This is a genomic window from Gelidibacter maritimus (assembly GCF_014062315.1).
Classification (GTDB): domain Bacteria; phylum Bacteroidota; class Bacteroidia; order Flavobacteriales; family Flavobacteriaceae; genus Gelidibacter; species Gelidibacter maritimus.
Window position 1 is genome coordinate 138,460 of the sequence record NZ_JACGLT010000002.1, and the last position, 15,102, is coordinate 153,561.

Annotated in this window: 15 protein-coding genes; 11 read left to right on the top strand and 4 right to left on the bottom strand. The window is 37.6% G+C overall.

The window, feature by feature from the left end:
• Positions 1–34 precede the first annotated feature (34 nt).
• The 11 genes from mutY (at position 35) to H3Z82_RS02935 (ending at position 12,668) form a co-directional block, all read left to right on the top strand.
• Positions 35–1,078 carry an A/G-specific adenine glycosylase gene (gene mutY, locus H3Z82_RS02885; RefSeq protein ID WP_182202390.1) on the top strand — a complete coding sequence of 348 codons (1,044 nt, stop codon included), beginning with the start codon at positions 35–37 and terminating at the stop codon, positions 1,076–1,078.
• Positions 1,079–1,379: 301 nt separating this feature from the next.
• Entirely contained in the window at positions 1,380–1,829 is a 450-nt protein-coding gene (locus tag H3Z82_RS02890; protein WP_182202391.1) for a single-stranded DNA-binding protein, read from the top strand.
• A gap of 24 nt (positions 1,830–1,853) precedes the next feature.
• Entirely contained in the window at positions 1,854–3,161 is a 1,308-nt protein-coding gene (locus tag H3Z82_RS02895; protein WP_182202392.1) for a gliding motility-associated protein GldE, read from the top strand.
• On the top strand, positions 3,161–3,739 hold the full coding sequence (gene gldD / locus H3Z82_RS02900) for a gliding motility lipoprotein GldD (protein ID WP_182202993.1): 579 nt from the start codon (positions 3,161–3,163) through the stop codon (positions 3,737–3,739). The genes H3Z82_RS02895 and gldD overlap by 1 nt, the downstream gene beginning before the upstream one ends.
• A gap of 62 nt (positions 3,740–3,801) precedes the next feature.
• Positions 3,802–4,509, top strand: a complete 708-nt coding sequence (gene pyrH / locus H3Z82_RS02905; protein ID WP_182202393.1) for a UMP kinase — start codon at positions 3,802–3,804, stop codon at positions 4,507–4,509.
• Between the two features lie 60 nt (positions 4,510–4,569).
• Positions 4,570–5,127 (top strand): ribosome recycling factor, encoded by a 558-nt coding sequence (gene frr / locus H3Z82_RS02910; protein WP_182202995.1) that lies wholly within the window; start codon positions 4,570–4,572, stop codon positions 5,125–5,127.
• 59 nt (positions 5,128–5,186) lie between these two features.
• Entirely contained in the window at positions 5,187–6,470 is a 1,284-nt protein-coding gene (locus tag H3Z82_RS02915) for a hypothetical protein (protein WP_182202394.1), read from the top strand.
• Positions 6,471–6,520: 50 nt separating this feature from the next.
• Positions 6,521–8,920 carry an efflux RND transporter permease subunit gene (locus tag H3Z82_RS02920; protein WP_182202395.1) on the top strand — a complete coding sequence of 800 codons (2,400 nt, stop codon included), beginning with the start codon at positions 6,521–6,523 and terminating at the stop codon, positions 8,918–8,920.
• Positions 8,921–9,026: 106 nt separating this feature from the next.
• Entirely contained in the window at positions 9,027–10,460 is a 1,434-nt protein-coding gene (gene asnS, locus H3Z82_RS02925; RefSeq protein ID WP_182202396.1) for an asparagine--tRNA ligase, read from the top strand.
• A gap of 142 nt (positions 10,461–10,602) precedes the next feature.
• On the top strand, positions 10,603–12,063 hold the full coding sequence (gene rpoN / locus H3Z82_RS02930; protein WP_182202397.1) for an RNA polymerase factor sigma-54: 1,461 nt from the start codon (positions 10,603–10,605) through the stop codon (positions 12,061–12,063).
• Entirely contained in the window at positions 12,060–12,668 is a 609-nt protein-coding gene (locus H3Z82_RS02935) for a hypothetical protein (RefSeq protein WP_182202398.1), read from the top strand. Before rpoN ends, H3Z82_RS02935 begins: the two co-directional genes overlap by 4 nt.
• 65 nt (positions 12,669–12,733) lie before the next feature.
• On the opposite strand, the gene H3Z82_RS02940 is transcribed toward H3Z82_RS02935, so the two are convergent.
• The 4 genes from H3Z82_RS02940 to H3Z82_RS02955 all read right to left on the bottom strand — a co-directional run bounded on the left by H3Z82_RS02940 (position 12,734) and on the right by H3Z82_RS02955 (position 15,092).
• On the bottom strand, positions 12,734–13,432 hold the full coding sequence (locus tag H3Z82_RS02940) for a porin family protein (protein ID WP_182202399.1): 699 nt from the start codon (positions 13,430–13,432) through the stop codon (positions 12,734–12,736).
• A 104-nt stretch (positions 13,433–13,536) separates the two neighbouring features.
• Positions 13,537–14,016, bottom strand: a complete 480-nt coding sequence (locus tag H3Z82_RS02945; protein ID WP_182202400.1) for an ExbD/TolR family protein — start codon at positions 14,014–14,016, stop codon at positions 13,537–13,539.
• A gap of 21 nt (positions 14,017–14,037) precedes the next feature.
• Positions 14,038–14,637 carry an ExbD/TolR family protein gene (locus H3Z82_RS02950; RefSeq protein ID WP_182202401.1) on the bottom strand — a complete coding sequence of 200 codons (600 nt, stop codon included), beginning with the start codon at positions 14,635–14,637 and terminating at the stop codon, positions 14,038–14,040.
• Positions 14,638–14,639: 2 nt separating this feature from the next.
• Complete coding sequence (locus H3Z82_RS02955; protein ID WP_182202402.1) at positions 14,640–15,092, bottom strand: hypothetical protein; 453 nt, start codon at positions 15,090–15,092, stop codon at positions 14,640–14,642.
• Between the last annotated feature and the right edge of the window lie 10 nt (positions 15,093–15,102).

Consider the following 15,102-nt stretch of genomic DNA (forward strand, 5'->3'; position numbering starts at 1 on the left):
AAAGCTTTATTTTTGTTCAGTTTTACAAAAATATATGAATTTCAGCAGAACATTAATCGCTTGGTTTTCAAAGCATAAGCGCGACATGCCTTGGAGGAATACCAAAAACCCTTATTATATCTGGCTGTCAGAAATAATCTTGCAACAGACACAAATAACCCAAGGACAGCCCTATTATGAAGCTTTTGTTAGCAAATATCCAACAGTTTTTGACCTTGCAAATGCGCAAGAAAGCGAGGTTTTAAAACTTTGGCAAGGATTGGGCTATTACTCCAGAGCTCGAAATCTACACGCTTCGGCAAAATATGTGGCCAATCAATACCATGGTATTTTCCCTAACACCTATAAAGACCTTTTAAAATTAAAAGGCGTTGGTGATTATACGGCCAGTGCCATAGCTTCCATATGCTTCAATGCGCCAACAGCAGTGGTTGACGGCAATGTGTATAGAGTCTTGTCGCGGTATTTTGGCATTGATACCCCTATAAATTCCACAAAAGGCATTAAAGAGTTTAAAACACTCGCCACCTCTTTAATAGATCATGAAAATCCGTCAGACCATAATCAGGCCATTATGGAGTTTGGTGCCATTCAATGTAAACCAAAAAACCCATACTGTCATACCTGCCCCTTAAATGAGAGTTGTGTGGCACTTCAAAAGAATATAGTCGATCAATTACCGGTCAAACTAAAAAAGACAAAGATCAGTACCAAGTATTTTAATTTTATCGTGACGCTTTCAACCGATAATAAAACCATATTTCAAAAAAGAACACAAAAAGGTATTTGGCAGAATCTGTATCAATTCCCATTATTGGAATCAGATAAGAAACTTAAAATTGCTGACTTTAAAAAACAGCCTTTTATAAGGTCATATTTTAAGGACACGTCTTTTGAATTTAGCCTTTACAATGATAAAGACATTGTGCATAAACTTTCACACCAGCATTTACATACCAAATTTTGGATTGTAGAAATTGATCAACTCCCCAAAAAAGGCATACCAATTACTGACTTAAAGCGCTACCCAACTTCTATCTTGATTAGTAATTTTATAGATGAGTTTTTTGATGATTAAGCTAAATGTTTTTTTGCACAAACCTTAACCAGAGAAAAACATGTGTTACATAGAGAAGTAACTAACACTCATCATTGCGTTAACATTGAAGGTCATGCCACCATATTAGTATCATTAAAAAATGATAGCAAACAAATTTCCCTTCTAAACTTTTATGTCCCCGTTCTGAAGAATCGCATCAAAAGGATTGTCAATTCAGCTTCACAAATTGAAACGCAAATAATATTAACTCATATTTTTTCATTACTTTTAATAAAATCAATGCAAATGGTTAATTTTGCAATTAAATTCTAATATAATTATGTCAGGCACTTTAAATAAAGTCATGTTAATTGGACACTTGGGCGATGATGTGAAAATGCACTATTTTGATGATAAAAATTGTGTCGGACGGTTCCCATTAGCTACCAACGAGACGTATATCAGTAAGCAAACCAATGAGCGCATCAGCAATACTGAATGGCATAACATTGTGGTGCGCAATAAAGCCGCTGAAGTTTGCGAGAAATATTTAAGTAAAGGCGATCGCGTTTATATTGAGGGCCGCATTAAAACAAGAAAATGGACCGATGACAAGGGCGTTGAGCGTTATTCCACAGAAATCCAATGTACGGATTTCACCTTTTTAACCACTAAAAAAGAAAGCCAGGACAACCCCTCAAGCCAAGAACCTCCTTCATCTCAAGGGCCACCTGCAACAGACCCAACGGTTGCCGAACCCAAACAAGATAAAGATGATTTACCGTTTTAAAAATTCTAACTAATTACTTTTGTATTGGACCCTGAACCCACGCAATTCCTAATTCTTCAATACTCTGAGAACTTCGAGTTTATTATAGGTGTCATTCTAATAGGTGTTCTACTTGCTTGTTCTGCCCTTATTTCAGGTGCTGAAGTAGCTTTTTTCTCTTTAACCCGTTCAGATATTGATCAAGGTTTGGAGGAGAAACCGACCGCCTTCCAGATCATTTCGACACTTTTGGAACGTCCCAAAAAATTATTGGCAACCATTCTTGTGGCAAACAACTTTATCAATATTGCCATTGTCATCTTATTTGCATCCGTCGGAGAATTTGTATTCTACCAAATTTCGATTGGTTGGCTTCGTTTTGCTTTAGAAGTTGTTGTTGTCACTTTCTTGATTCTTCTTTTTGGGGAAATCATCCCTAAGATTTATGCCAATAGAAACCGAATCAAGTTTGCAGTTTTCATGGCATCACCACTCAAATTCTTAGATGTTTTTTTCTCACCAATTAGTTTGCCAATGCGTTCCATTACCCTTGGCATTCATAATAAATTGGGAAAACAGAAATCCAACCTAAGTGTGGACCAATTGTCCCAAGCCTTAGAACTTACTGGCGAACATGAAACGACTATAGAAGAACATAAAATTCTGCAAGGCATAGTTTCTTTTGGCAATACGGATACCAAACAGGTCATGCGCCCGCGTATTGACATCTTTGCTTTGAACACCGAGTTAAAGTATTCTGAAGTCATTCCAGAAATCATCAAAAACGGATATTCCAGAATTCCTATCTACAAAGAAACTATTGATAATGTAGTGGGCATCTTGTACGTTAAAGATCTCTTGCCTTATATTGACCGAAAACAATTTGATTGGACCACCTTGTTACGCGAGCCATTTTTTGTTCCCGAAAATAAAAAGCTTGATGATTTAATGGCTGAGTTCCAGGACAAAAAAGTGCATTTGGCAGTGGTAGTTGATGAATACGGAGGGACTTCAGGCCTAGTATCGCTTGAAGATGTTATTGAAGAAATTGTAGGCGATATCAGTGATGAGTTTGATGATGATGACTTGACTTACAGTAAGATTGATGAGTACAACTATGCGTTTGATGGTAAAACGCCATTAAAAGATTTTTATAAGATTGTCAACCTTGAAGACGAGTCTGATTTTGAAAACAACAAAGGAGAAGCAGAAACTATTGCTGGCTTTGTATTGGAAATTTCTGGAATTTTCCCAAGACGAAACAGTAAAATAAATTTCAAGAATTATGTTTTTACAATTGAAGTTTTAGATAAAAAGCGCATCAAACTTGTAAAATTTACTATTTTAAAATGATGAAATCCAAATACGTTGTTTTTGCCCTATCTGTATTATTCTGCTTTTCCTGTGGTGATGACCCCGTTCCAAAACCAAAAGGGTTTTTAAGATTAGATTATCCGCAAGCAAAATATCAAGAAATTGATGCCGATTTGCCCTTTGTTTTTGAAAAGAACACTCTGGCAGCACCCGTGAAGAAAATTAAAATGGAAAGCAAGAATTTGTCTTACGGTGTCAATATTGACTACCCAACCCTAAAGGGGACCATTTATCTGACTTATATTAAGGTAACTGATGACAATCTTATTCCATTGATTAGAGATTCACAGAATCTCACCCAAGAGCATACCCAAAAAGCCGATGCCATTGAAGGCGATTTTTACGAAAACAGAGACCATCAGGTTTATGGCATGTTCTATGAAATTGGTGGCAATGCTGCATCGCAATCTCAATTTTATGTGACCGATAGTATCAATCATTTTTTAAATGGGTCGCTCTATTTTTATGCGAAACCCAATTATGACTCCATATTACCTGCAGCCGATTATTTAAAAAAAGATATCAAACATATCATGGAAACCTTAAAATGGAAATAAAAAACTTCTACTATTGTAGATTACAATAATCCTTATATTTGCTAAACTTTTCAATACAACAAATGAAATACAAAAGAATCCTTCTCAAGTTATCTGGCGAAGCATTAATGGGAAATCGCCAATATGGAATTGACCCAAAACGATTGGCAGAATACGCCGAAGACATTAAAGACATTACAAATCAAGGCGTTGAAGTAGCCATTGTTATTGGTGGAGGAAATATTTTTAGAGGGGTTGCAGGAGCCAGTCACGGTATGGACCGCGTACAGGGTGACCACATGGGCATGTTAGCAACAGTTATTAACGGTTTGGCCCTTCAAAGCGCCTTAGAAGATGCTGGTATTCCAACACGCCTACAGTCCGCTGTTCATATTGATCAAGTAGCGGAACCATTTATAAGAAGAAAAGCCATGCGCCATTTAGAAAAGGGCCGGGTGGTAATTTTTGGTGGCGGCACCGGAAATCCTTATTTTACAACAGATTCGGCAGCCGTTTTAAGAGCCATTGAAATAGAAGCCGATGTGATCTTAAAAGGAACACGGGTTGATGGCATTTATAACACCGATCCGGAAAAAGACCGGTCTGCAACTAAATTTGATCATATTACTTTTGAGGATGTGTTGCGTAAAGGATTAAAGGTAATGGATACTACGGCCTTTACGTTAAGCCAAGAAAATGAATTACCGATCATTGTATTTGACATGAATAAAAAAGGAAATCTTCTGAAAGTAGTTTCTGGAGAAAAAATTGGAACAAAAGTTAATCTATAGATCAATAAAAGCCGTTTGGCTCAAATTTTGAAATGTTTTAGAAATTAAAAATTTTTAATGATGAACGAAGACATTAATTTTATATTGGACAGTGCAAAAGAAGCGATGGAAAATGCCATTAAGCATCTTGAAAAACAATTCTCAAACATTAGAGCAGGTAAGGCAAGTCCTGCCATGCTCGGAAATGTTACGGTCAATTACTACGGGACCCAAACCCCATTGGCGCAAGTAGCCAACGTTAATACGCCTGACGGCAGGACTATAGCAGTACAGCCATGGGAAAAAAAGATGCTTCAAGAAATTGAAAAAGGCATCCAGATTGCCAACTTAGGGTTCAACCCAATGAACAATGGCGATCTCATCATTATTAATGTACCCCCTTTAACTGAAGAGCGTCGTCGTGAATTGGCAAAGCAAGCTAAAGCGGAAGCGGAAGATGCTAAAATTGGTGTTAGGAGTGCCAGAAAAGATGCCAATACAGAAATCAAAAAACTGGACGACCTCTCTGAAGATCTTCAAAAAGGCATAGAGCAGGATGTACAACAATTAACAGATAAATACGTTAAGAGGATTGATGATGCTTTAGAAATAAAAGAAAAAGAAATCATGACCGTATAAATAAAAGCGACTCACAAGTCGCTTTTTTAGCTTTAACCTAATCATTACCTGTATGCTATATGCCTAAATACTGTGCTTGCTTTCTTTTTATCATTTGTATATGGTCTGCGCAGTCACAAGTTCCCGAAAAAATAGGAGATACGCTCAGTGTTGTTGAACAAGATTCTTTAAAGAGAAGTAAGTTTTTTAAGCAGATTGGCAATGGCTTCTTCCCTACTAAGTATATCGATATAGATTTAAGATACTTGATAAAATTCAATCAGTATGAGGGATTCCGAACAGGTTTGGGCGGTAGGACCAACAATAACCTATCAGAAAAATACCGAATGGTTGGTTATGTCGTCTATGGATTTAAAGACCATCATTTTAAATATAGTATAGGTGGCGGCTTTAGAATCTCAAAAAGTACGGACACTTGGGTTGATTTTTCCTATACTGACGATTTACAGGAAACGGGAAGCTCTACTATTTTAACCGATAAGCGCTTTTTTTCATTTTTTGAACCGCGCTTATTGAATATTAGTCTTTTTCATCACCATATTACCAAAAATGTATCTCTTGAACACCGTCTGACACCTTATCTACTGTCAGAAATTGAACTGTCAAGAAGCAATATCACCCCCACTTACGACTACACTTTTTTTGTAGACGATGATGCGTACAAAGAGTTCCGCATGACAATGGCAAAAATATCATTGCAATGGAACCCCTTTAACACTTTTGAATCTGATGGCGATATTGAAATTGAAAAAGACGGATTCCCTAACTTTACACTACAACTTTCAAAGAGTTTTAAAGATGTATTGGGCAGTAATTTTAATTTTTTCAAAGCCGATTTTAGAACCATATACAAATTTGACATCAACCCCGAGGGCAGTTCTTTTGCAGAAGCTACCTTAACAGGAGGTATTGCTGCCGGAAAAACTCCGTTGACCCATTTATACCATACCTATCCAAACAACCTAGATAAACAGACCATCCTACAACGCTTCTCGGTTGCAGGAATCAACAGTTTTGAAACCATGTATTTCGACGAATTTTTTTCTGATAAATTCGCGACGCTCCAACTTAAATATTACTTAAAGACTTTTGACGTCTCAAAACACATACAGCCACAAATCGTTTTTATTTCACGAATGGCCTTGGGCGAGATGGATCATTTAGAACGTCATCAAGACATTGAATTCAAAACATTGCACAAAGGATATACCGAAGTGGGCATGGAAGTGAATAAGATTCTATTCGGTTTTGGGCTTAGCTTTGCCTACCGCTATGGTGCATATCACTTGCCCGAGTTTGCAGATAATGTTGCTGCGAAGTTTACTTTTAATATTAGTCTGTAAACAAACGATTAAGGTTTTGTTTTTTTACCTTTGTAACAGTAATAAACATTATGTCCAAACTGTCTACAAAAAGCTTCTGGGAAGTTGTAGCGCGATCAATTTTGCGCAACAAGATTATCATCCTCGTCCTTATCGTGTTAGCCACGTTTTTCCTTAGTACCCAATGGAAAAATATGCGTTTTACCTTTACCGAGGCCAATCTTCTCCCTGATGACCACGAGGTCAACATCACTTACAACCAATTCTTAAATATTTTTGGAGAAGAAGGCAACCTTGTTGTTCTTGGCGTCAAGGACCCCTCACTATTTACGGTAGAAAAGTTAAATGCTTGGAACCGTTTGTCAGAAAACTTCAAAAGCTATGACGAAGTTGAGACCGTACTTTCAATAAAGGATTTACAAAAGCTCGTCAAAAACACTGAAAAGCAAAAATTTGATCTACAGCCTTTTATCACGGATTATTTAACAACTTTAGCTGAAATTGACACCCTGCAACAAGAGCTTTTTCAACAGTATCCTTTTTATGACAACTTTCTTTTTAATAAAGAGACACGCACGATAAGAACCGCCATATATCTCAAAAAAGATATTGTAAATACCTCAATAAGAAAAGATTTTATTATAGACATCCTCCAAACCGAGGTTGATAATTTTGAAAGAGATTATGACTTGGATGTCAGGGTTTCAGGAATGCCTTATATCAGAACGCTTAATTCTCAAAATATCGTCGATGAAATTGGCTTGTTTATTGGTGCAGCACTGTTTGTCACCTCCTTTATTTTCTTTCTGTTTTTCAGATCGTTTAGAGCTACCTTGATTGCATTGGTTGTTGTGTCATTTGGCGTAATGTGGACCTTTGGCATCATTGGTCTTTTGGGTTACGAAATAACGGTCTTAACCGCTTTAATTCCCCCTTTGATTATCGTCATCGGGATTCCGAACTGTATTTTCCTAATCAACAAGTATCAACAGGAAGTTAAAGACCACGGGAACAAGGTCAGGTCACTACAACGGGTCATCACCAAAACCGGAAATGCCACCTTAATGACAAATGCTACGACAGCTGTAGGTTTTTCCACCTTTATCTTGACAGAAAGCTCGCTATTAAACGAATTTGGCGTTGTGGCATCTTTAAGTATTATTGCCATTTTTTTGCTATCCATACTTATTATTCCGATAATTTACACCTTTCTCCCCTTCCCAAAAGAACGCCATTTAGAGCATCTTAACCGACGTTGGACCAGTGGATTCGTAAATTGGATGCAGCGGATGGTTAAAGAACGTCGCATCACCATTTACATTACTGCAGTAAGTTTATTGACCGTGAGCTTGATTGGGATTTACCAAATTAAAATTTCGGGAAGCCTTATTGAAGATATGCCTCAAAACACGGAGTTTTTCAATGACATTCGATTTTTTGAAAATGAATTCAATGGTATCATGCCTTTGGAAATCATGGTAGATACCAAACGCAAAAGAGGGGTCATGAAACTGAGTACGCTCAAACGCATGGAGGAGTTGGAAGCGCATATTATTGAAACACCTCAGTTATCACGACCTATTTCTGTAGTGAGTTTGGTTAAATATTCCAAACAAGCGTATTATAATGGTAATCCAAAATACTATCAGTTGCCAACCAGTCAGGAAAATAGTTTTATCCTCTCTTATGCCAAAAACTCCAATACAGAAGCCGATCTTTTACAGAGTTTTGTGGACAGTACAGGACGTTATGCACGTATCACAACGTTTATGAAAGATATTGGTACGGACAAAATGGAACGGATAGAAGAAGACCTTCAAACTGAAATCAATAAACTGTTTCCGGCTGAAAACTATAACGTCATCATGACCGGTAAAGCCTTAGTGTTTCAAAAGGGGACGAATTATTTAGTGAAGAATTTGGCCATTTCCTTATCGCTTGCCATTTTCTTGATTGCCTTATTTATGGCCTATCTTTTCAGATCGTTTAGAATGATTGTCATTTCACTTATCCCCAATCTTTTACCCTTATTGATTACCGCCGGATTGATGGGCTATTTGGGCGTTCCGTTAAAACCTTCTACAATTTTAGTGTTTAGTATTGCTTTTGGAATTTCGGTGGATGACACCATTCACTTTTTGGCAAAATACCGTCAAGAATTACAAGTTAATAAGTGGAAGATCAAAAAATCAGTTTATGGCGCATTGCGGGAAACTGGAGTAAGTATGTTCTACACCTCCATCGTATTATTCTTTGGGTTTTCCGTATTTACGCTTTCCAGTTTTGGAGGCACCGTCGCATTAGGTGCTTTGGTATCCGCCACCTTACTGTTTGCCATGTTGTCCAATTTACTATTGCTGCCATCCTTACTTTTATCCTTAGAAAGAAGTATTGCCAACAAGGAAACATTGAAGAAACCTACCATTAATATTATTCCTGAAGAGGATGACAATGACGAAAATACGAATTAAAAAAAACTCAAATACATACAGTTTGAGTCGCTATTTAGAATTTCAAAGTTTGGCACTTGAAACCTCATAGGCTTTTTTTATCTTTGCACTCTTAAATTTTATGACAATGACATCTAAAACCGTTGCACAACTATTAAAGGCCGATTTCAAATCGGAGGACGTTGACATTAAAGGCTGGGTAAGAACCTTTAGAGCCAATCGATTTATCGCTTTGAATGATGGATCTTCCCTTCAGAACATACAATGTGTTGTGGACTTTGAAAACACCGACGAAAAAACATTGAAGCGTATTACTACTGGTGCTGCAGTCCATATTAAAGGCCAATTGACTGAAAGCCAAGGTAAAGGGCAATCTGTTGAAATTCAAGTAGAAAGCATTGTTATTTTAGGCGATTCTGATCCGGAGACCTTCCCGATCCAACCCAAAAAACACTCTTTTGAATTTTTACGTGAAAACGCGCATTTGCGCACTAGAACCAATACGTTTAGTGCCGTGATGCGACTACGATCTACTTTATCTTTCGCCATTCATAAGTACTTTAATGACAATGGATTTTACTATATGCACACCCCCATAATTACCGGAAGTGACGCTGAAGGTGCGGGTGAAATGTTTCGTGTAAGTGCCTTGGATCCTAAAAATCCACCACTGACAGAGGATGGTGAAGTAGATTATAAACAAGATTTCTTCAGCAAAGAAACCAATCTTACCGTTTCCGGGCAGCTGGAAGCCGAGGCGTATGCCATGTCATTAGGCAAAGTCTACACGTTTGGGCCAACGTTTAGGGCTGAGAACTCCAATACATCTCGCCATTTGGCAGAGTTCTGGATGGTTGAACCAGAAGTTGCCTTTATGGATCTGGCAGGAAATATGGATTTGGCTGAGGACTTCCTCAAATCAGTCCTCAAATATGTTTTGGATCACAACCGTGAGGACTTAGAGTTTTTAGAGCAGCGTTTGTTGGATGAAGAAAAGACAAAACCAAAGGCTGATCGATCAGAGTTGAAACTGATTGACAAGCTGAAGTTTGTGATTGAAAACAACTTTAAGCGGGTAAGTTATACCGAAGCCATCGACATATTGAAGGATTCAAAACCGAATAAGAAGAAACAATTCAAATATACTATTGAAGAATGGGGTGCGGATCTTCAAAGTGAGCACGAGCGATTTTTAGTTGAAAAGCATTTTAAAAGTCCTGTGATTTTATTTGATTATCCAGCCAACATCAAAGCGTTTTATATGCGATTGAATGAAGATGGAAAAACCGTTCGTGCCATGGATATTTTGTTCCCAGGCATTGGTGAAATGGTTGGAGGATCACAACGTGAAGAGCGCTTGGAGGTCCTTAGAGAAAAAATGAAAGCCTTGGACATTAATGAAGAAGAATTATGGTGGTATTTGGAATTACGCAAATACGGTACGGCTGTGCATTCAGGATTCGGACTTGGCTTTGAACGTTTGGTCATGTTCGTTACCGGAATGGGAAATATCCGAGACGTCATTCCTTTTCCAAGAACACCACATAACGCCGACTTTTAGACAGGACACGAGCAACACGAACTTTTACTATCGGAAGTCAGTCGCTGCAAGGTCTGAAAACGTAAATTTTTCACAAAACAATCTGCATTTATTACTTATGTAGATTGTTTTTTCTATTTTTAGAGTAAATCTTTTAATACGCATGCTTAAACAGTATTTACAGTTCAAATTGTCACAAAAGTTGTCGCCGCAACAGATTCAGTTGATGAAACTGATTCAATTGCCTACGCAAGCATTTGAGCAACGTTTAAAACAGGAGATGGAAGAAAATCCTGCTTTGGAAGCTGGTAAGGAAACGGATGAATTTGACAACCAACTGGATGAATTTGACAATACTCAGGATGACTTTGACGAGCATGAGCAAATTGGTGAAGACATCAACGTAGATGAGTACTTAAGTGACGATGATATTCCTGATTACAGGACTCAAGTAAGTAATTATAGTGCAGATGATGAAGATAGGGACATCCCTTTTGCCGCTGGGACGTCTTTTACGCAATATTTGACCAATCAACTTAATACTTTCAGGTTAACTGATGATGAACGAGATATTGCTGAGTTTTTGGTGGGCAGTGTAGATGAAAGCGGCTATATCCGACGATCATTATCTGATATTACTGATGATTTGGCCTTTACTCAAAACGTTTTTACTGATGAAGCGTCGATAGAGAAAGTGCTTCATGTGGTACATCAATTGGATCCTGCGGGCGTAGGCGCCCGAAATTTGCAAGAGTGTTTAAGTATCCAATTACACCGAAAAGAGAAAAATCCGGATGTTGAATTGGCCATTGAGATTATTGATACCGCATTTGATCAATTTACGAAAAAACATTACAAAAAATTGATTCAGAAATTTGACATTAGCGAGCTTCAACTTAAAGATGCTATTGAAGAAATAGAACGTCTGAATCCTAAGCCGGGTGGCTCCTACTCTGGAAATAATAGAATTGTTGAGCATGTTGTTCCTGATTTTGCCATTAAGATTGTGGATGGCGAATTGGAACTGACCTTAAACGGCAGAAATGCACCAGAACTACACGTATCTAGAGAATATAGCAACATGATGAAAGGCTATAGGGAGTCCAAAAACAAATCCAAGTCCCAAAAAGATGCGGTCATGTTTATCAAGCAAAAACTGGATGCTGCCAAATGGTTTATTGAGGCCATTAAACAGCGTCAGCAGACCTTATTTGTAACGATGAGTGCTATTATGCACTATCAGAAGGACTACTTTTTAACTGGCGATGAGCGGAAGCTTAGACCCATGATTTTAAAGGATATTGCTGAAGAAATAGATATGGATGTTTCAACAGTGTCACGCGTGGCAAACAGCAAATATGTAGACACTCCTTACGGCACGAAGTTAATCAAGGAATTTTTCTCAGAATCTATGACCAACGACCAAGGTGAAGAGGTCTCCACACGCGAAATTAAAAAAATTCTCGAAACCGTCATAGAAAATGAAAATAAGAGAAAGCCACTAACCGATGAAAAATTGGCGGCTATCTTATTGGAAAAAGGCTATCCTATCGCGCGACGCACCGTTGCAAAATACAGGGAACAATTAGACATATCTGTAGCGCGATTACGAAAACAATTATGATTCATTACCTTTTAAAAAGCATCTCATATATTTTCCATCCACTACTCATGCCCCTATTGGGTGTGATTTTTTATTTCTCAAAAACACCCCGTTTTATTCCTCTGCCTGTGATAAAAGCGAAGCTGTTTTCGGTAACCATCCTCACCATCATTTTACCAATACTCTTATACTTTTTGCTCAAAACTATTAAGAAAGTGGAATCCTTGGAACTTAAAACGAGCAAAGAGCGCATCACCCCCCTGATACTAAATGTATTGATCATGGTCCTGATCTTAAAAAGGGTCTTGTCTTATGACGAAATACCAGAATTGTACTACTTCTATCTCGGTATCCTCTTCTCTACCTTGACCTGTTTATTCTTGGCCATTTTAAAATTTAGAGCAAGTATCCACATGATTGGCAGTGCAGGATTTTTTATGTTTGCGGTGGCATTGAGCATTCATTTTAAAATCAATATCAATGGTACTATTGCTTTGATGTGTATCATTATGGGTGGCATTGCAACGTCTAGATTGCACCTAAAAGCCCATAACAATGCAGAGCTGTTAGTAGGCTTTTTCGTTGGGTTAGTACCACAATTGGTATTGTTGAATTACTGGCTCTAGAGCCGTTTAAATCACATCTAAGCAGTGTTAGCAACACCGTGCGTATATCCCTGGTTTAAGTAATACTAAAGTATATAAAACATCAAACCAATTTTAATACTATTCATGTCCACGGCCTTTCCGTCCAATTTTGCCGAATCCTTGAAGATGGAGTTTAGCCCGTAGTAGACGTGAAAATTCCAAGTAGAATACCCCGCATTCAAGGTGAGTCCATATTGGAATTTGTTAAAATCATCAATCTCACTCAGCCTGACATCATCAATACTTCCGATAAATTTAGAGGAATTATAAAGAATATACCCAAGTTTTATACCGGAGTATATACGCCAGAATTTATAATCTTGAGCAGTTGAGGTTCGCCATCGGTACTGAAACGGCATCTCAATTAAATAGGTGGTAAATTTATTTCTTTTAATGGTAATCTGACTTTCATCAATAATCTGATAGGTATAGCCGCCATCAGGGTCAGACGAAATCAGCATGTTCTGATTGTAGGAGTTCACAGATAGTCCCAAGCCCACCCCAATAGCCCTATTGCGACGTTGGTTGATGGGCATGTCTTTAATGACTCCAAAATGAATCCCACTAGAAAAGCCACTTTGTTTGATTGCTTTAGGTTTTTTACCTAGCAACTCATAGGTAATTGAAAAGTAAAACTGGTCTTCTTTATACTTATGATCTACAAAAGTGGTATCAACAGATTGTTGCGCAAACAGAATTGATGTGGCACAAGAAAACAGAATAATAAATATAAAGCTTTTCATACTACAAATATAATTGATAATGCGGCGGATTTGAATTGATACCATAAAAAAAGCATCCCATTTTATAAGGATGCTTTATAGACTATTTAACTAATAAACTAATGTTACCTATTCTCAGATATATCACCTTTTTTGGTCGTATAGTTTATTTTTAATGCATTTTCTTTTCTAAGTTCCTGCTTAACGTCACTCACCAGACCCATATTGGCATTTTCATCTACCTTAAGTGCCACGGTTAAAAACGGAACCAGCTCCTCTCTTTTAGAGGCTCTTTCTGACGCAATAAACGCCTTAATATCAACTAAGTCAGCAAACTTGTCATTCAACTGAATTCGCGATTCTGTTCCGAATTGTCCTTGGAAGGCCTCTTGAGGTTTTCCAATATAGATATACATTATCAAATCCTTCTTATCAAGTTTCTCGATTTGGTCAGCATAAGGTAATTTGTTTTCCACCTTCAACGTTGTATCACGCATTGTAGTTGCCACCATAAAAAAGAACAATAGCATAAATACAATGTCGGGTAAGGATGCCGTTGATATTGCCGGTAATTCGCCTGACTTCTTTTTATTAAATTTGGCCATTATTGATGTTTTTCTAAATTATTATTGAACTTCTGACAACTTCTGAGGGTATTCAATTTTAACTCTTTCAATTTTCTCTTTCAGAGCGTCTTTATTCCCTATCCAATTGACATCTTTATAGTTGGCTTCCATTTCCTTTAAAGTGGTTCCATAAAGTTCTGTGGCCCTTCTATCTCTCAATTGATTGTACGCTGCAACTAACTCATTCTGAACGGAGATGTAAGTACCATATTTGGTTTCTCTCTCATTCTTTAACGAAATAATCGCTTTGTCAGGATTGTCCGATGATTTTGGATCCTTCTTCCCTTGGCAATAAGAACATGCTTCTTCTCCTGTGCCACCACCATTGTCCAAAAACTCTACAGCGGCCTGTCTTAAATCTTTAAGCTCCATTAACTCATCTTCAACCATGAGCTGGTTTTTTCCGTTAATTAACACTGTAAAGATGTTCTTTTGCCGAATAATAGGTGGCTCTACCTCTTGATCGTCAATAGGAGGTAATCTTCTATTTAAACCTGTATCAGTTTCAATGGTTGTTGTTACCAAGAAAAAGATAAGAAGTAAGAATGCAATATCAGCCATGGATCCTGCATTAACTTCGGGTGCTGATCTTTTTGCCATAATTACTTAGAGATTTTTTTGATTCCTGATAATAACATTGCTACAGCAGCTCCTATAATAAGAATGTAAAATGCTACCAAGCCTGCACCAACCATGTGTGCCTCACCTTCTGTTGCGGGAACTCCATTATAGAAATAGTCTCCGGCATCAGAGCCACTAGACAATATATAAGATATGATCAGTACTCCTGCAAAGGCTCCTACTCCAATTAACGTACTTTTCAAAGAACCTGTATTTGTAAACAAGTTTTGTAATACGAAAATTAGAACGAGAAGAATGGTCAATGCAAAAATAACATATGTTACATAAAGCATTGGATCAAGAACGGCACTATCGCCATCTGCAGCAGCCGATTGAATTGCCGTATCACCTTTAGAGATCACCATCACTAAAAAGATAATACCTGCAAGCCCCAAAAGTCCCGCTACTATTTTTAATATTCTGTGTAAATTCATAATTTTCTTT